Below are 18965 nucleotides of genomic sequence, written 5' to 3' on the forward strand. Positions count from 1 at the left end.
GTAGCATGAGTGAAGGGATCGAAGCCATAATCAAGACAGCCAAGGGGGTAAGGGAAGCCCGTGATTATAGCGGAACTGCTTCAATTACTGCGTCTAACAACAAGAGAGAGACAGAATCTGTAGTCTGGAAAAATCTTCTGTATGACTGGGGCACCGGGGCAGCCATTCCCGCAGCAGTACTAGCCATATGGCAGCTTGGCGGGAGCACAGGCTGGATCTCGCCGGAGTTCCTTCCGGCACCGCTGACGATTCTCTCCGCATTTGCGGATCTGGCCGTTAAGGGGGAGCTTATCCACCATCTGGGCGTCAGCATCGGTCGGGCGGGCCTCGGGTTCCTGATTGGAGGAATTCTCGGCCTGCTGCTGGGGACATTGACCGGCCTGTTACGCAGCGCAGCCTATCTGCTGGACCCCAGTATACAGATTCTGCGTCTGGTTCCGCATCTGGCCATAGCCCCGCTAATTATTCTGTGGTTTGGCTTCGGGGAGATTTCTAAGGTGGTGATTATCATGAGCGGCTCCTTCTTCCCGCTCTATGTTAATACCTTCATGGGCATCCGGGGAGTGGACAACAAGCTGTTCGAAGTGGCCCGGGTGCTCGGCTTCAGTCCGCTGCAGAAGCTGCGGCGGCTGATCCTGCCGGCTGCGCTGCCCGGCATTCTCCTGGGCCTGCGCTTATCGATGGCGGTGGCCTGGATCGGTCTGGTGGTTGCTGAACTGATCGGATCACAGTCCGGGGTTGGCTTTCTCATTAATGAAGCGAAGCAGAATTCCAATACGGCAGTTATATTTGTCGGGATACTTATTTTCGCCGTGGTCGGCAAGCTAATCGATTCGCTATTCCGCGTCATTGAACGCAGATTCCTGTACTGGCGGGACAGCTATCAAGGGTAAAGACGGGTTATTGCAACGCTAACGCTAATGAAACCAAGGGGGCAACAACATGAACCAACCGGCACTGAAGGAAGCATTGAAACTGACAGCAGATGTACTGGTAATCGGCGGAGGTCCGGCAGGAACATGGGCGGCACTTACAGCCGCAGCCAAGGGAGTGAAGGTGATCCTGGCCGATAAGGGCTACTGCGGCACCAGCGGTGCGACTGCCCCGTCGGGAACAGGCGTGTGGTACGTGAAGCCGGAGGCGGAGCTGCGCGAGGCAGCGAAGGCCAGCCGCTACGCGATGGGCGGCAAGCTGGCCGAGCAGCGCTGGATGGACCGGGTGCTGGACCGTACGTATGAGAATATGAACAGACTGGGCGTCAGCGGCTATCCGTTCCCGGTGGACGAAGAAGGCAATCCATACCGCCGGGGTCTGCAGGGACCTGAATATATGCGGCTGATGCGCAAGCTGGTGAAGAAGGCGGGGGTGAAGATTCTGGACCACAGTCCCGTGCTGGAGCTGCTCGCCGATGAGCACGGGGTAGCCGGAGCGGCCGGCGTGCAGACCCAGAGCGGAGCAACCTGGAGCGTGCATGCCGGGGCGGTAGTTATCGCCACCGGGGGCTGCGCTTTCCTCAGTAAGGCGCTGGGCTGCAACGTCCTGACGGGTGATGGCTACTTATTCGCTGCGGAAGCAGGGGCGAGCCTGTCCGGCATGGAGTTCTCCAATGCCTATGCGATCTGCCCGACCTTCTCCTCTGTAACGAAGACCGCGTATTACAGCTATGCCAGCTTCTATTATGAGGACGGCAGCGTGGTGGAAGGAGCGGGCTCCAAAAAGGGCCGCTCGGTCATTGCCAGGAATCTGCTGGCCGGCCGCCAGGTGTTTGCGAAGCTGGACGGAGCCGATGAGGCCTTGCAGCCGCTGCTGCGGGTGGCACAGACGAATTTCTTCCTGCCGTTCGACCGGCGGGGAATTAATCCCTTTAAGGATATTTTCCCGGTAACCTTACGGCTGGAGGGAACCGTCCGGGGGACCGGCGGCATCCGGATTACGGATGAGCAGTGCGGTACAGGCGTACCCGGCTTGTACGCGGCGGGGGATGCCGCCACCCGCGAGCTGATCTGCGGCGGATTCACCGGAGGCGGCAGTCATAATGCCGCCTGGGCGATGTCCTCCGGCTCCTTCGCCGGAGAAGGGGCGGCCGCCTATGCAGCCGGACTCGGCCGGTATTCAGATCACCGCGCACCTGCCGGGCTATCCTCTTCACCGCTGGTTCACCAGGAAGTGAGGGCGGGAGCTGCGGCCAGAACCGCAGAGTATGTGGAGGCTGTGCAGGCAGAAGTCAAACCGTACGATATTAATCTGTTCCGTACAGAGCAGGGGCTGGCGTCCTCGCTGGAGCGTCTGGACGGACTATGGAAGGAGCAGCGCAGCCGGGAAATCCAGCGCACGCCGGAAGGCGTGAAGGCGCGTGAAGCCGAAGCGATGACGGCAACGGCACGCTGGATGTACAACTCCGCACTGGCCCGCACCGAAACCCGGGGAATGCACAAACGGGAGGACTTCAAGGGAAGTGATGACAGCCAGCATCACCGCTTAATCAGCGGCGGACTGGATCAGATATGGGTGAAGGCAGAAGAGGTAGCGAAGGAGAGTGTATTGCTGTGATTGAAGTCATCAGCGCTGACCGGTGTGTAGAATGTAACCAGTGCGTATCCGTCTGCCCGACCAATGTATTCGACCGGGTAGAGAACGGAATTCCCGTAATCGCCCGGCAGAGCGACTGCCAGACCTGCTTCATGTGTGAGCTGTATTGTCCGGTGGACGCGCTGTATGTGGCTCCGGATTCCGAGGGGCTTACCGGCATTACAGAGGCAGAGCTTGAGCAGCAAGGCCTGCTTGGCGGCTACCGCGAGAAGGTAGGCTGGGGCAAGGGCAGACAGCCGGTGGCTAGTCATGACTTCATGGTGAAGCTGGCGGCCCGGGCAGGATTCTGATTTCAGATATGCGTGAACAACATCCAGTAGACGACTGAGGGGAGAATACAGCAATGAGCAGATTGTACAGAGAGATTACAGGTGTATGGAGCAAAAGGGGACGCCTCACGCTGATTACAGCTGTGGTGATGATCATGCTGGTACTGCAGGCTTGCGGCAATAACACAGGCTCGGGAGGCAGCCCGGCAGCAGGCAGTGGAGGTACCAATACCGCTGAAGCAGCTGGCGGTAAGGCGGCAAGCAATGTTCCGGCCGTGCTGAATTTCGGATACATCGGCTCCAACAAGCTGAATCTGCCGGGAGGGGCGGAAGGGTGGGGTCTTTACAAAGGTATTATTCAGGAAGAACTGAAACAGTATGGGATTACCGAAGTGAAGCTGACCGGCTTCCCGAACGGACCGGATCAGACGGAATCCTTAATCAGCGGAAGACTTGATTTCGGCAGCCTCGGGGATACCCCGGCGATTATCGCCTACGCCTCAGGAGCCAAGACCCGGCTGATCGCCCAGACTTCAGCGCATACGGTTGGTTATCTGATCGGCAAGAAGGACGGGCCGAAGACGGTGCAGGATCTGAAGGGCAAGACGATTGCCATCCAAAAAGGTTCGTTTATGCACCGTTACGTAGTCGGCTTACTGAAGCAGGAGGGCGTAACTGATTATAAGCTGGTTCACATGCTGATTCCCGATGCAACCGCAGCACTGGCCCGCGGCGATGTAGACGCGACCACCAATAACGGTGTAGCGGCGCTTAAGCAGATAGAGCAGGGGTACACCCATCTGGATGATGCTTCGACCCATCCGGATCTGCTCGGAAGCAGCGCTACCGTAGTGTCGGAGGAGTATCTTGCGAAATTCCCGGATTTCCCAAAGGTCTGGAATGCGGCACGGGAGAAGGCACTGGCCGATCTGAAGCAGCATGAAGATGAATATTATCAGTTCCTGGCGGAGATCGGAGATACCACCCCGGAAATCGCGAAGCAGGTCACTCCGATCAGTGATATCAAGGATACAGCCTTCACGGATGACGGCCTTAAGCTGCTGGAGGGCACCAAGAATTTCCTCGTCGATGAGAAGCTGGCCAAGAAGGATTTCAATATCAGCGATTGGCAGCTTGAATAACAGCTGAATAACCTGAGTGTCTGAAGGTGTTCCGCTGCGGTTCAAGGCAGTGGAGCGCCTTTATTGTTCTGTGTGTACGGCGGGAAGTTCTGAATATTGGGTACCCTATTTATAGGAGCTTCTGTGTCCTTAACCGGAGTAGCTGGGGTCAGCCCATAAAGTTTTATATATACTAACTGGGCGGTTGAGATTATACTAAGTTGAACGAACCGTTTCTTCAGCAGGCGGAGCGTCTCCCCAGATGTACACACACAGACACTAGAATATTATGCTGGAGGAAATTGAATGAGCATTACAGAACTTACTAGCCAACTTTCCAGTTTTACAGGAAGGCTACTGCGGGAACGCTTCGGGAAGGGACCTGAATCGATACACGCCTCGATCGGGCAGCAGTGTATTGCACTGCATATCCGTAATTTCATCGGACCTGTGGAGAGGTTTCTATTGAATAAGGAAGAAGAACAGGCGTTTCGTTATACACGGGAGCTTCTGATGAAGTCCCTGCTTCCCGAGCTTGCAGCGTACCTGAAGGACAGCATGGCTATTGAGGTCGGCGAGCTTTTTTATGATTGGGGCATTCATAACGCATCGGGTATGATCGTGGCACTCATCAAGAATGACGACGTACCGGTTGATGATTATGCCGGGCGCGAAGAAGTCCATACCCAGATTAACGAGGTAACCAGGAAGGTCCAAAAGGAACCGGTCTATACAGACTCCTGGTGGCTGGGACCCCGCATTCTGATTATCAAGCGCGAAGGCATCATGATTCCTTTGGAGAAGGAATTGATTGGCCTCGGCTACGAGAATACACTGAAGACCACCAAGCGGAAGATGGAAAAACGATATTTGGAGGATACCACCACAATCGCCCAGATGCTTGGCAAAGAGCTGTCGGATATTTATGTGGACTGGGATTTCGACAAAGATACCAGCGTGATAGCCTATACTTTTCACTGAAGTCTAACCATATATGGGTGGAAATGAGTCGGACATGCAAATGAGCCGAACATGAGCCGAAGAAGGGGGAATGGTCCCTTTCTTCGGTTTTTTTATTTTCTGCCCATCTGCAGTTAGGGGTGCTGAGACTTTTTAGGAGGATAAGCTGGATGGAGGAGTGCAAGTGGACGGTATTATATGTAGAAGATAATCAGCTCAATATGGCCTTAGTACACCATATCTTCAAAAGAAATCTGCCCTCCGTATTGCTGCTGAAGGCTGAAACGGCAGAGCTTGGACTGCAAATAGCACAGGAAGCTCTGCCGGATCTGATCATCCTGGACATCGGGCTTCCCGGACTTAACGGATATGAAGCTCTGGAAATACTGCAGCAGGATCAGGCAACCTGTCATATTCCGGTGCTGGCAACCAGTGCGTTTGCGCAAAACTCGGATATTGAAAAGGCCCGGAAGAAGGGCTTTGCCGAATATATCACCAAGCCCTTTCAGGTTAAAGCGTTCACCGAAACCGTGAAAAGGCTGCTCTACGGAGAAGACCTACAGAAGATTTAGCACGAAAACAGTAACAGGGGATTCATTAAGGTGGGGAGCTGGGGAGATCTCTGTCTGGCGGCGGGTTCACGAACTGCTGTAATCCGCTGAATAAGGAATTATTGGTATTCGACATAATGATTTGACTTTCGCCCGATTATGCAAGATATTTATATTGCAGATTTAATATAAAAGAATTGCATTCAATATTTCACAAACGGGCGGTGGATCTTATGCTAGGGCATCATACGGAGTCGTCTTCTCCATTTGAACAGGCATTTAAGACAGGAACTGCCGGAGTAGCCTTTCTCTCCATGGCTGAAGAATGGATGAAAGTGAATCCGGCGGTAACCCTCTTGCTCGGATATTCCGAAGAGCAGCTGCTGGGACGTAGCTTCCAAGCGTTCTGGGATGAAGCTAGCCTGCACATACATAGTTACAGGATGGGGAGCCTCAGGAGCGGAGCAGCCCCTTTTTTTGAAGCCGAAATCAAGCTGCGCCATGCGGACGGTTCGGCGGTTCCAGTGCTGCTGCATGTAGCGAGGGTGAGCGAGCCTTCTACGGGAGAGGGGTTATATTATATCGTTCACTTGGCCGGAAGGCTGCTTGAGGCACCGGCTGAGACACTTCCCGGACCGTCTGAGCGGCTGTACCGGCTGATTGCCGGCAACATCAGGGACATTGTCTACTATGCGGCGCCGGGTTCAGTCTGCCGTTATTGCTCCCCCTCAGTGGAAGAGGTGCTCGGGTATAGACCGGAAGAGCTGATCGGCCGTGACAGTAGCAGATTGGTTCATCCTGAGGATCTGGCCTTAATCAGTGCGGAGCAGATGGCAGAATCGCCTGATGTCCAGCTCCGGATATTACATGCGAATGGCCAATATATCTGGATTGAATTCTCTCTGAGAACGGTGGAAGACGGCGGGGAGCGCGGGGTGCTGGCTGTCGGCCGCGATGTGACCCGGCGCAAGATTGTGGAGCAGAAGCTTCAGGAGTCCGTCGAGCGTTATACCTCGCTGAAGAAATATAATCATGACGCGATCATATCGCTGGACCTGGAAGGCCATATTATTAACGGGAATGAACAGGCGGTACGGCTGACAGGGTATACGATAGCTGAGTTGGTGGGCATGAGTGTCAGCCGGATCATCGGCGAGCGCCAGCTGCAGAATGTAATCGGTCCCCGCCGGCAGAACGGCTCCGCGGGACAGGATATCAACCTGATCTGGCATAAGGACGGGCATTCGGTCGAGGTTCTGACCACCCTTGCGCCGATTATTATCAACCAGTCTACCGTAGGCTTTTATATTATCGTCAAGGATATTACCGAGCAGAAGCAGCTGCTGATTGCCAAGGAGACCGCAGAGAATACGAACCGCGCCAAAAGTGAGTTCCTGGCCATGATGAGCCACGAAATCCGTACCCCAATGAACGGGGTGATCGGGATGACCGACCTGCTCCTGGAGAGCAGTGAGCCGGGTTCGCAGCAGCGGGAGTTCCTGGAGATTATCCGCCAGAGCGGCGAATCCCTGCTCAATATCATCAACGACATTCTCGATCTCTCCAAGATTGAGGCTGGCAAAATCTCACTCCAGGACGAGCCGTTCATTCTCCGGCACTGCTTGGATTCCGTGCTGGAGCTGCTTCAGCTCAAGGCGGAGCGCAAGGGGCTGACCCTTAGCGTGGAGACCGGGCCGGATGTGCCGCAGCGGCTGATCGGGGACGGGGAGCGGCTGAAGCAGATCCTGCTCAATCTGGCCGGCAATGCTGTGAAGTTCACCTGTACCGGAGGGGTAAAGGTAAGCGTAAAGCGCATTGCCGATGGCCCGGCAGGAGTAACGCTCCAGTTCACCGTGGCGGATACGGGCAGCGGCATTCCCGAGGAGGCCCGCAGCCGCTTGTTCGAGCCGTTCTATCAGCTGGAGCATTTCAGGGGCCGTCAGGGGGAAGGCACCGGTCTGGGGCTGGCGATCAGCAAGCAATTGGCCGAACGGATGGGCGGCGGCATTTATCTGGATACAGCGGCCGAGCAAGGGGCGACCTTTGTGTTCACCGTGGTCCTCCGGACAGAAGCGCAGGCGCTTCCGGCTGACGGGCTGGAGGGAATTCTGCCGGAGCAGCAATCAGCAGGCCGTTCCCTGCATATTCTGGTCGCCGAGGACAATGTGATCAACCAGATCGTCCTGCGTAAGATCCTGGAGAAGCGCGGCTTCACCGTCGATGTGGCCGAGGACGGGCGGCAGGCGGTCGATATGACGGCCCGGCACGGCTATGATCTGATCTTCATGGATGTGCAGATGCCCGGGATGAATGGCCTGGAGGCCACAGCTGCCATCAGGGCAGAGCAGCCGGCAGACCGGCAGCCGGTTATTGTTGCAGTAACGGCCAACGCGCTTAAGGGCGACCGGGAGCTGTGCCTCGAAGCAGGAATGGACGAGTATATCAGCAAGCCGCTGAGAACTGGCAGCATTGCTAAAGTGATCGGGAAATTTTTTGCAGAACAGGAATAAGCGGTTCTCTCTTCACAGAATAATCACAATACTGAGCTAAAGCTGCAATGCAGTGCTGTACTATCTTGCATATGGAAGTCTTTTTGATTAAGATAGCAGAAACTGGTGCATAAGAGCACTGATATACCTAGTAATGACAATGACGAAGAGAGTAAGCACTTCATAGCGGATCTTAACAGGGAAGGCGTGCCGGAGACTGAGAGCACCCTCATGAGACGTTTAGTGCCGAAGTTCACTTCCGAGTCGGTCCCTGAAGTACACTGCTGCAGCAGGTATGAGTAGGGTGGCCCGCTTCCTGCGTTAACGGATGTAAGACAGAATGAATCTATGGCCGGTAACCTTCAGGGATGCCGTCATATGCTGCTTCGTCAGCAGGATTCAGCTCTAAATAAGGGTGGTACCACGGCTCCTCGTCCCTTGCGGCGGGGGGTCTTTTTGCGTTCGTTCATAGCCTTAATTATTAATATCACAAAGGAGTGTCTGGGAATGAGTAATGTGGAATTGGATGATCTGAGAGCGAGATTGGATGAGATTAACAGTCAGCTGCTGGAGCTGATCTCGGAGCGTGCCGGAATCGTTCAGGAGATTGGGGTGCTCAAAGAGAAGCAGGGCGTGCCGAAGTTCGATCCTGAACGGGAGAATGCGATGCTGGAGAAGATGGTGGCAGGCAATAAAGGGCCGTTCACGGATGGAACCATCCGCACGCTGTTCAAGCAGATTTTCTCTGCTTCGCTTGATCTGCAAAGCACGGAGCATAAGAAGACCCTGCTGGTAGCGCGTAAAGACCATGCAGAAGATACAGTTATCGAGCTGCCGGGCGGCGTTACTGTTGGCGGATTATCCTCGCTGATGGTAGCTGGACCATGCTCGGTGGAGAGTGAGCTGCAGACCCGTACGGTAGCTGCGGCCCTGCAGAAGGCAGGCGTGAAGGTGATGCGCGGCGGAGCCTTCAAGCCCCGGACCTCCCCTTATGATTTCCAGGGGCTGGGCATGGATGGCCTGCGGATTCTGCGTGAAGCGGCGAGTGAATACGGGCTTTTGACGATCAGTGAGATTGTCGATCCCCGGCATATTGAAGAAGCGCTGGATTATGTGGATGTCATTCAGGTCGGCGCGCGGAACATGCACAACTTCGAGCTGCTTAAGGCGGTAGGAGAAGTGAATAAGCCGGTGCTGCTGAAGCGCGGACTATCCGCCACGCTGGATGAATTCGTTCATGCGGCAGAATATATTATGTCCCGCGGCAATATGGAGATTATGCTGATTGAACGCGGTATCCGCACCTATGAGCGGTCAACGCGCAATACGCTGGATATCTCGGCGGTGCCGATTCTTAAGCAGGAATGCCATCTGCCGGTGCTGGTCGATGTCACCCATTCCACCGGACGCAAGGATATCCTGATTCCATGTGCCAAGGCCGCGCTTGCTGCCGGTGCCGACGGGATTATGGTTGAGGTGCATCCTGATCCGGCCACCGCCTTGTCCGATGCGGCGCAGCAGCTTAATATTGAGGAGTTCAACACCTTCTTCAATGAAGTGAAGGCTTCGGGATTATACCGTTAAGCTGAAAAGGGTGAATTCAGGCACTGGGAGGAACTGAAATTTTGAAGCAAATCGTCTCATACAACAACGGTTGGTTCTCCAACACACGGAGTGATATTTTATCGGGTATGACCGTGGCTATTGCCTTAATTCCTGAAGCGATTGCTTTCTCCATCCTTGCTGGCGTAAGCCCGATGGTTGGTTTGTACGCCTCCTTCTGTATCGCCATTGTAACAGCCTTCGCCGGCGGGCGGCCGGGGATGATCTCGGCGGCGACAGGAGCGATGGCGCTCCTGGTCGGCAGCCTGGTGCTGTCGCATGGCATTGAGTATCTGTTCGCGGCTACGGTGCTGGCTGGTATCCTTCAGATTGTGATGGGACTGCTGAAGCTGGGGCGGTTCATCACCTTCCTGCCGCAGCCGGTAATGACGGGCTTTGTCAACGCGCTGGCGATTCTGATCTTTATGGCTCAGCTGGTGCATTTCGAAGGACAGGGCTGGATCATGTACGCATTGGTGGCTCTTACGCTGGTCATCATCTATACGGTTCCCCGGATTACCAAGGCGGTGCCGTCGGCGCTGGTCGCCATTGTTGTAGTCTCAGTGCTTAGCATTGTGCTAGGTCTGGATGTAAGAACCGTGGGCGATATGGGGACTATTACTTCGGCACTGCCGGTATTCCATCTGCCGAGCCTTCCCTTGACGCTGGATACGCTGCTGATTATTCTGCCGTATTCGCTCTCTCTTGCGGTAGTCGGATTACTGGAATCGCTGATGACGGCTACGCTGATTGATGATATCACGGGCACCGGCAGCGATAAGAACCGGGAAGCCAAGGGGCAGGGGCTGGCCAACATCGTAACCGGCTTCTTCGGAGGCATGGCGGGCTGCGCGATGATCGGCCAGTCGATGGTCAATATGAAATCGGGCGGACGGACACGCCTGTCCACTTTTGTCTCCGGGATCTTCCTATTGTTCCTGATTCTTGTGCTGGGTGATGTCGTTAAGAAGATTCCGATGGGCGCACTGGTCGGTGTAATGATTATGGTCTGCATCAGCACCTTCGAATGGAAGTCTCTGACCTCCTTGCGGAGAGTTCCGCTAAGCGATGCCCTGGTCATGGTGGTCACTGTGGTTACAGTAGTAGCGACCGATAACCTGTCGATCGGCGTGCTGTTCGGCGTGCTGCTGAGTGCTTTGTCTTTTGCCTGGAAAATCGCTTCCCTCCAGCTGAGTGTTCATACTACAGCATCTGTAACGACTTATCGGGTATCGGGTCAGCTGTTCTTCGGAACCACGAGCCATTTCGTGAATGAATTCATGTATGACAGTGATCCGGCACAGGTCATTATCGATTTCAGCCGTTCCCATGTGTGGGATCAGTCGGCGGTGGGAGCTATTGCCAAGACGATGGACAAATACGCGGCACTGGGTACTAAGGTCACTCTCACGGGTCTAAATGAAGAAAGTGCCCGGCTGGTGCAGCGGGTTGGATTGTCGCCCTCGGGCGGCCATTGACGGATCAAGGACAGAAGGCTGTTTTTGGAGCGGTTGGGCTTCAGAAGCAGTCTTTTTTTCGAATTGTTCAAAATTTAATCGTTTGTACCCCTTTGGAAAAGGATTTTTAAAAAGTTTGTCGAAATTTTCCGGTAGAGGGACATTTGTCATTGCTTCTTCGGATGGCCCTACTATAACTACGCAATTGTGATGCGCGAAAGGGAAGGCCTCCATGTTTTCTTTTATCCGAACCAGACTGATTGCCCGTATTCTGTGTGTTATGACTTTAGTGATTCTCTGCATTACAGCAGGCAATGCCGCCATTCAGTGGGTGAACACCGGATCAGCGGTCAAAGGGACGATCAGCAGCTACAACATGAGTATTGCCAGCCATTATGTGACGCAGATTGATGCCGGGCGCTACAGTGAATTCCTGGCCGATCCGCAGCAGTCGGACCTGTATTGGTCGCTCCGTCATGAACTGGATCAGTTCCGGAAGTCGATTGGTGCCCGTTATGTATATTTTGTGCGGATTGATGATGCCCGCCAGCCGCAGCTAATGATTGACGGCAGGCCGGAGGGAGACCCGCTGGCTTCGGGGATTAATGAGAGTACCGATATGCCAGCGGCCGCAGTTACGGCTGTGCTTGCCGGGGAGAATGCCAGCACGCCGCTGATCAGCAATCCTGAATACGGAGATTATATCTCGGCATTCGTTCCTATGAAGGACACCGCCGGGAAGCTGGTCGGGGCGCTGGGCATTGATACGGATGTGGCTGTGCTGAGTACGCTGACCCGTGATGTCCTGATCGAGAGCCTGCCGCTCTATAGTATTATTCTGGCTCTGTCTCTGGGCGCACTCGCGGTGCTGGCATGGTTCGTATCCAGGTCATTGCGTCCGCTGAAGACGATTACGCAGAGTGCGGGCAAGATGGCTGAAGGAGAGCTCGCTGGGGCTGCCCGTATCCTGCATTCCCGTCCGGTCACCTCCCGGGATGAGATTGGCAGGGCTTATCAGGCGATGCTCCAGATGTCAGGGGATCTGAATGCCAGAGTGCGGGGGATGGTGTCCGGGGTGTCTACCGCATCCGACAGTCTCTACGGCTCCTCCGAGACCTTCGCCAGGAATGCCGATGATGTGCTGAAGATGAGTGAGACGGTGAGCGGCAGAATCAGCGATATCCATGCGGGGGCTAACTCGCAGACGGAAGGCGCACAGAGCAGCGCTGTGGCTATGGATGAGATGGCACTGGGCATCTCGCGCATCTCGGAGGCCTCGGCTGCGGTCTCGGAATTCGCAGTCAAGGCGCTGGACATTGCAGAGGCGTCCCAGACGGCTATGAACCACACCAATCAGCAGATGAAGTCGATCTCTATATCCACCGGGGAGACGCTGGATATTGTGCTGCGGTTGCAAGGGTATATGGATGAGATTGAAGGCGCGCTGGCTGCGATCAGGCAGTCTGCAGATCAGACGAAGCTGCTGGCGCTCAATGCCTCGATTGAGGCGGCGCGTGCGGGGGAGCACGGCAGAGGCTTCACTGTCGTAGCCGGTGAAGTACGCAAGCTGGCAGAAGGCTCCGCTGCCTCGGCCGAGCGGGTAGCCGAGCTGCTGCTGCATATCAGCCAGGCTTCGGCGAGCATCGGGGTACAGATGACGGAAGCGTCTGCTGAAGTGAAGGAAGGGGTGCGGATGTCAGCCGAGGCGGAGGCTGCTCTGCTGGAGGCATCCGCCGCCTTCCGGGAGGTGGCCGGACAGATCATTGATGTGTCGGCGACAGCGGAGCAGCTCTCCGCCGGCTCGGAGGAGGTTGCGGCAGCGGTGGGCAGCATGGCGGATATTGCCGGAGAGGTCTCGGAGCAGACCCGGGAGATCCGTGAGCTGACCGATCTGCAATTGGCGCGAATCAAAGAAGTCTATGAGGCTTCACTAAGCGTCAGCGCGAGTACGGGCGATCTGCGGGAGGCCATCCGGCAGGTGAATGTATAAGGCAAGAGGTTCAGTGGGCTTGATCTATATATTGCCCGGAGTGGATACAGGATTAGCAGATGTTATGCCCTCCAGCTTTCAAAAGCTTACGACTATTGGTATGATTACAAGGGATGTTGAACATCTATTACCGATTATATGGAGGAATTGAACATGAGTGAAACTACAATATCCGGGATTATTGATCATACGCTGCTGAAGGCGGATGCCCGGAAAGACGATATTATCAAGCTTGCCGAAGAGGCTAAAGCCTACAAATTCGCCTCTGTGTGTGTGAATCCGGCTTGGGTAGCTACTGCGCATGCTGTGCTAAAGGATACGCCAGAAGTGAAGGTGTGTACAGTAATCGGCTTCCCGCTGGGGGCATCGACGCCTGAGACGAAGGCTTTTGAGACGAAGGATGCCATTGCGAACGGCGCCGGTGAGGTGGATATGGTCATTAATATCGGCGCACTGAAGGACGGCAATGACGAGCTGGTCAAGCGCGATATGGTTGCTGTAGTCGAAGCCGCGCGCGGCAAAGCGCTGACCAAGGTCATTATTGAGGCCTGCCTGCTGACTGAAGAGGAGAAGGTCCGTGCCTGCAAGCTTGCTGTAGAAGCGGGAGCAGACTTCGTGAAGACTTCGACCGGCTTCTCGACCGGCGGGGCAACGAAGGAAGATATCGCCCTGATGCGGGCAACGGTCGGACCGGAGATCGGCGTGAAGGCTTCCGGCGGAGTCCGCAGCGCAGAGGATGCGATGGTGATGATCGGCGCAGGCGCCAGCCGGATCGGCACCAGCGGCGGTGTAGCCATCGCCAAGGGCGAGCAGAGCCAGAGCGGCTACTAAGCATAGGTGAGTTAAACACATAGAAACGGCTGCGGCCTCCTTGAGTTCAAGGGAGCCGCAGCCGTTTTGTGTTTAGAGGAAGTAGGGTAGGTGGATTTACTCCGACTATTAATGAAAGGATGAGAGCTGGAGAACCACTTTTTAATTAATTGTATTTAAGGGTGCTTAACAAATTAATAAAAGTTATATAAAAAGGATATGTAACCATAGCACCAATAGCAAGGAGTCCATGCACTGGAGGAACCATTTCAGCAGGATTCACATTTGGCCATATTGCGGTAAAAACAAATACGAAAATGGCGAAGTATGGCAACCATAGAATTGCCGTGAAATAATTTAATTTAGATTCTTTAAAATGTTTGTTGGTATAAAAAACGAAGAAAGCCGTGCCTAATATAAAAAATATTATATTAAAAATTGAGACCAATCTATTTGTAAAAACGAAATCTAAACCAGTTGTCCTACTCAATCTATTTACATTCCCCATTAATTGTAATTCAATGAATAATAATAAAGCATACATACAACTGATATTATTGAGCTTTAGCATAGTTAATCCCCTCGCCCCATTTCCATATATATTCCAGGTAGCCGATTTTATGAATGATCTATGGTTGAGGGGCAAGGCAGTAGGCATTATTGAAGGTTGATTTCCAGGGAATAAATAATGCAACCTTCTACCACAATCAGTAAAAGTTATAGAAGAATTCTGCAAAATATGCAACAATGCTCTCTATATAACTGATCGGTGAGAGAGAAATGACTGTTCAATTCCCCCCTTACCGAGCCCCCTTAAACCAGCCCCTTATCCATCGCCTTGCCGATCAGCGTAGCGAACAGGCTGTTGGACCAGGCGAACCATTCGCGCGAGAAGTCGGCCGGATTATCCGGGTGGAAGCCTTCGTGCATGTAGCCGGTATCGGCGTCGGTGCGGATCAGCATGTCGATCAGCGCCTTGATCTCCTCATCGTTATCCGCCGTCAGCGCCTGCATCGAGAGTGCCATATGCCAGACGTAACCGCCCGGGGTGTGCGGACTGCCGATGCCCTTGGCGTGCTTGCCCTCGAAATAGAAGGGGTTATCGAAGCTGAGCGCGAACCGGCGGGTATTCTGATAAATCTCATCCTCCACGCCCACGTAACCAATGTAAGGAATAGAGATCAGCCCCGGGGTTCCGGCATCGTCCATCAGCGAGTAGTTGCCGTAACCGTCCGTCTCATAGGCATAGATTCTGCCGTATTTCGGATGGTTCACGATGCCGTAGGTGCGGATGCCGAAGTCGATCTCCTTGCGCAGCTTCGCCGCTCTCGCCGCCAGCCGCTCGTCCTGGTAGACCTCGCTGGCCATCTCGCCGATATACCCCAGAATGACTACAGCGAACATATTCGAGGGAATATTGTAGCCGAATTCGCAGCTATCATCGCTCGGGCGGAAGCCCGACCAGCTCATCCCCGTATAGTTGACCGGCATTCCCCGGCCCTCATTCTGCAAGGTCTCGGTATCCTTCAGCGTCTGGCGGATGAAGTGGTACGGAGACTTCTCCCCGTGGCGCTGCTCAGTCTCAATCGTGTTTACAATCGAGGTCAGCGCCTGATAGCAGGCGGCATCGAAGATGTCGGTCTGCTCCGCTTCCTTCCAGTACATATAAGCCAGTTGAACGACGAAGCAGAGAGAGTCCAGCTCATATTTGCGCTCCCACATCCATGGGTTTAGATTACAGTCGTCCGTGTCGCGGTAATGCTTGTCATTAGCCGTCTCGTTGAAGGCATTGGTGTACGGATCAATATTTACATAGAACATCTGGCGGGCAATCAGGCCGCGGAGAATCCGCTGCAATTCAGGATCATTTTTGGCAAAAGGAATATAGTGCCGCACCTGCTCCGTCGAATCGCGCAGCCACATGGCAGGAATATCGCCGGTGAACACGAAGGTCGTGCCGTCATCCAGCAGCTTGGTTGTGGTCTCCAGCGTGTTCGGGAAGCAGTTGCGGAACAACTGCTGCAGTTTCGGGTGATGCGCTAGCCGTTCATCGGCCTCATTCAGATAGGCGGTAATGGAAGCGGGCAAGTTCATAGTATAACTCCTCCTGGCATAGTGAATTTAGGGTTGTGCAGGTTTCAGGGCATAGGTGACGATTTGAGCTTTGCCGACAGAGCGGCGCAGAGTGCCTCCATCCAGGGCTTCCTGCTGCTTGCGCCGTTCCAGAATATCACTGGCATATACGGCCTCCACCGGAAAATGCGGCGTAAGCGCAAGCTCTTGCTCTACTCCCGCCAGATTGTACCAGCGCAGGATAATGTCCTCATGGTCTGCGGACATTTTGCAGGCGGACAGTGCCAGGGTGCGGCCCTGCCACTCTAGCGGCTGATAAACCGCAGGGAGGGAGCCCTCCTGCCAGCCGGTCTGGACCGTGAACCAAGGCACCTGGTACTGGTAGGCCCAGGCACAAGCCTCCGTCCAGTCTGCATCCCCGGCAAAGGGACGAATCGCGAATTCCACGGTCTGCTCGCCAAGGCATTGTGCTTCCGGTGTAGGGAACACACCCCAGTCGCCCAGCTCCGATACGCTGCGCAGCAGGGTAACGGCAATCGTATTGCTGCCGTCCCGCAGCACCTCGTATTCGTTCAGTCCCTTGTTGGCCACCAGCAGTCCGGTGCTGCCGTCCGATACGCTGACATAAGCCTGCTGGTGCTGGGCATTGCTCGGATTGATCCAGTCTGCGGCCGGCTCAATCTCACGTTCGGCAGCTTCGAAGATGGAATCGGCCCGCAGGGTGGAAGCGGCCAGCCCGGTAGGGAAAAGCACGCGCAGCCGGTGGTCCTTGGCCTGATTATTGAACGCGGCCGAGACCTGAACGCCGGTCCCGCCGGCCTCCAGGCTGATCCGGGTCACGATCCGCAGCGGCACCTGCTCCGTAGAGCGTCCGGCCTTGCGCTGCCGGAACGGCACCATTCTGCGCTTCTCATCCTCGAACGAAGCATCGGCGGAGACCGGAATCGTCCACTCGTGCACAATTTCATACGTGATGCGGTAAGGCTCATGCTCGGCAAGCGAGATGCGGGCAGCGAGGCCCTTGGTCGTCAGTGCAGCATCGCCCTCCGGCTGGCGGAACACATATTCATTGCCGATATCGCCGCAGTTCTCATAGACGCCGAGTCCAGTGAAGCTGCGGCCCGTCCGCTTGTCGGCCACATCATAAGAACCGTCTTCGCGGATACGGACAGCCAGGAATTCATTCTCCATCCCCCGTTCCAGCAGCTTAAGCGGGCCCTCAGCAGCAGCCCCGGCGGATTCATCCGCCGATTCTACCCAGGCGTAGGTGCTGTAGCCTAACGCTGGCACCTGTGCGGCCTCGAAGGTCAGCCGGACCATCCGGGCCATATAAGGCTTGCGGAACTGGTCATCCGGCAGCTCATAGCCGAACCGGGTGCAGAGATCCTCCGCCTTGCAAGCCACGCTCCGCCCTTCAGCATCGAGCAGCCGCCCGCGCGTAAGGTCAAGCGGAAGCTGATCCAGCGCTTCAGCAATCGCCGCCGGATTCGGTCCTTCCTTGAAGTAACGCTTGGCGAAGATCACCTCCACGCTTACTGTTCCGCTGCGCTCCCAGCCGGTAGTATTGAACACCGTCACCGGCCGGGCCGATTCGCTCCAGGCCGCGACCTTCCGGGTGCCAATCTGTGCGGAGACCGCTTTCAGACTGTCTTCTATAATAGCTTCGCCGGCATGGCGGCTCTTCTCGAAGCGGCTGATCATCTCGCGGTGGACCTCATCCACACTGCAGCCGCAGATGCTGTCATGCGGGTGATTCTGCATCAGCGTCTTCCAAGCGTAGGTCAGCAGGGCATGGGGATAAGCCTGCCCGCTGACCAGGTAAGCGAGTGCCGCCAGCGGCTCAGCGCCCTTCTCCAGCAGCGTCTGGCCCTGCTGGTTGAGCTGCTTCAGGTAGACGCGGGCAGAAGCGGTATTCACCAGCGTCCCCCAGCCGTCCGTATGCTGGCTGCGCAGCTCGCCGTGCACGGTGACCAGATCCTCAGGAAGCGAAGGGGCCAGTGCCTTCAGATACTCCTCGAAGCTGGAATGGACAAAGTCCGTATCCGGGTACAGCTTCCGGGCCGTCTCCAGCGCATCCGCGAGATCACGCTGCACCGGCTGATGATCACAGCCGTTCATGAACAGCAGCTCCGGGGTGGAGGCGTATTTGCCGGCATCTGCTATTTTTTTGTCCCAGAAAACCTTAGCTTCCGCGGCATCCACCGGCACCTCATTGCCGTTGCTGTACCAGTTCGCAAACAGTAATCCAAGTACAACCGAGCCATCCGGGGATTCCCAGTACATCTCGGAGTAAGGCGACTCATAGCTGGTGCTGTTCAGCTCGCCGACCATATTATCGAAGCCTGTCGGCTTCACGCCGCGGCCGAACACCGCGGTCTCGATGTCAGCCTGCTTGAGCAGCTGGGGGGCTTGGCCCATATTGCCGAAGGAATCGGGGAAGTAGCCGAGCTTCGAGATCACGCCATATTTTGCCGCATCCTGATGGCCGATCAGCAGATTGCGCACATTGGCCTCGGAGCTGGTCAGGAATTCATCCTGGAGCACATACCAGGGACCGATGACAATCCGGCCTTCGCGGATGAACCGCTCCAGCTGCTCTCTTTTCTCAGGATGCACTTGCAGATAGTCTTCAATAATTATGGTCTGTCCGTCCAGGTGGAAGTACCGGTAGCGCTCGTCCTGCTCCAGCGTCTCCAGCAGCTCGTTCATCAGCTTCGCCAGCAGCACATGGTGACGCTCATAAGGCATATACCATTCCCGGTCCCAATGGGTGTGTGAGATCAGGTGGGCAGTTGTACGGGTCATGACAGAAACCTCCTATATGTCAGTCGGGTGTTGTAGCGTTGGCATTCGTAGCAAATGTTTGCATACCTGCCGGGGGAGCACAATATGTAACTTTTGCAGGGGGGAGGAGGGTTCATAATTCACACATTTACCGCAGACAGCGGGGAGCAGCGCAGACAAGCTATTCAGCCCGTAAGCCCCGTAGCAGCGCGGTTTTACACTTGGTTAACATGACAATGCACAACCTACATATTTACGATGTCAGCTTAG

General features: G+C 55.2%; 14 protein-coding genes. 11 read left to right on the top strand and 3 right to left on the bottom strand.

What is annotated here, in order from left to right; genetic code table 11:
• Positions 1-5 precede the first annotated feature (5 nt).
• The 11 genes from NSU18_RS23920 (at position 6) to deoC (ending at position 13859) form a co-directional block, all read left to right on the top strand.
• Positions 6-893: an ABC transporter permease gene (locus NSU18_RS23920; RefSeq protein WP_341150225.1), complete on the top strand. Its 888-nt coding sequence runs from the start codon at positions 6-8 to the stop codon at positions 891-893.
• 49 nt (positions 894-942) lie between these two features.
• Positions 943-2550 (top strand): FAD-binding protein, encoded by a 1608-nt coding sequence (locus NSU18_RS23925; RefSeq protein ID WP_341150226.1) that lies wholly within the window; start codon positions 943-945, stop codon positions 2548-2550.
• The gene (locus NSU18_RS23930) at positions 2547-2879 is read left to right on the top strand and encodes a ferredoxin family protein (protein WP_341016529.1); all 333 of its coding nucleotides are present in this window, start codon (positions 2547-2549) and stop codon (positions 2877-2879) included. The genes NSU18_RS23925 and NSU18_RS23930 overlap by 4 nt, the downstream gene beginning before the upstream one ends.
• 53 nt (positions 2880-2932) lie before the next feature.
• On the top strand, positions 2933-4000 hold the full coding sequence (locus NSU18_RS23935) for an ABC transporter substrate-binding protein (RefSeq protein WP_341016533.1): 1068 nt from the start codon (positions 2933-2935) through the stop codon (positions 3998-4000).
• A gap of 285 nt (positions 4001-4285) precedes the next feature.
• Positions 4286-4960 carry a Na-translocating system protein MpsC family protein gene (locus NSU18_RS23940; protein WP_341016535.1) on the top strand — a complete coding sequence of 225 codons (675 nt, stop codon included), beginning with the start codon at positions 4286-4288 and terminating at the stop codon, positions 4958-4960.
• Positions 4961-5109: 149 nt separating this feature from the next.
• The gene (locus tag NSU18_RS23945; RefSeq protein WP_341016537.1) at positions 5110-5511 is read left to right on the top strand and encodes a response regulator; all 402 of its coding nucleotides are present in this window, start codon (positions 5110-5112) and stop codon (positions 5509-5511) included.
• Between the two features lie 212 nt (positions 5512-5723).
• On the top strand, positions 5724-8000 hold the full coding sequence (locus tag NSU18_RS23950; protein ID WP_341151092.1) for a PAS domain S-box protein: 2277 nt from the start codon (positions 5724-5726) through the stop codon (positions 7998-8000).
• Positions 8001-8486: 486 nt separating this feature from the next.
• Entirely contained in the window at positions 8487-9563 is a 1077-nt protein-coding gene (locus NSU18_RS23955; RefSeq protein WP_341150227.1) for a bifunctional 3-deoxy-7-phosphoheptulonate synthase/chorismate mutase, read from the top strand.
• Between the two features lie 41 nt (positions 9564-9604).
• Complete coding sequence (locus NSU18_RS23960) at positions 9605-11059, top strand: SulP family inorganic anion transporter (RefSeq protein ID WP_445321822.1); 1455 nt, start codon at positions 9605-9607, stop codon at positions 11057-11059.
• 259 nt (positions 11060-11318) lie between these two features.
• Positions 11319-13028 carry a methyl-accepting chemotaxis protein gene (locus NSU18_RS23965; RefSeq protein ID WP_341150228.1) on the top strand — a complete coding sequence of 570 codons (1710 nt, stop codon included), beginning with the start codon at positions 11319-11321 and terminating at the stop codon, positions 13026-13028.
• A 153-nt stretch (positions 13029-13181) separates the two neighbouring features.
• Positions 13182-13859 carry a deoxyribose-phosphate aldolase gene (deoC, locus tag NSU18_RS23970; protein ID WP_341150229.1) on the top strand — a complete coding sequence of 226 codons (678 nt, stop codon included), beginning with the start codon at positions 13182-13184 and terminating at the stop codon, positions 13857-13859.
• 145 nt (positions 13860-14004) lie between these two features.
• On the opposite strand, the gene NSU18_RS23975 is transcribed toward deoC, so the two are convergent.
• From NSU18_RS23975 to NSU18_RS23985, 3 genes are all read right to left on the bottom strand, one after another.
• Positions 14005-14409, bottom strand: a complete 405-nt coding sequence (locus tag NSU18_RS23975; protein WP_341150230.1) for a hypothetical protein — start codon at positions 14407-14409, stop codon at positions 14005-14007.
• A 242-nt stretch (positions 14410-14651) separates the two neighbouring features.
• Positions 14652-15932 (bottom strand): glycoside hydrolase family 125 protein, encoded by a 1281-nt coding sequence (locus NSU18_RS23980; RefSeq protein ID WP_341150231.1) that lies wholly within the window; start codon positions 15930-15932, stop codon positions 14652-14654.
• Between the two features lie 27 nt (positions 15933-15959).
• Positions 15960-18716 (bottom strand): alpha-mannosidase, encoded by a 2757-nt coding sequence (locus tag NSU18_RS23985; RefSeq protein ID WP_341150232.1) that lies wholly within the window; start codon positions 18714-18716, stop codon positions 15960-15962.
• Between the last annotated feature and the right edge of the window lie 249 nt (positions 18717-18965).

Source organism: Paenibacillus sp. FSL H8-0048 (assembly GCF_038002825.1).
Taxonomy (GTDB): Bacteria; Bacillota; Bacilli; order Paenibacillales; family Paenibacillaceae; genus Paenibacillus_AQ.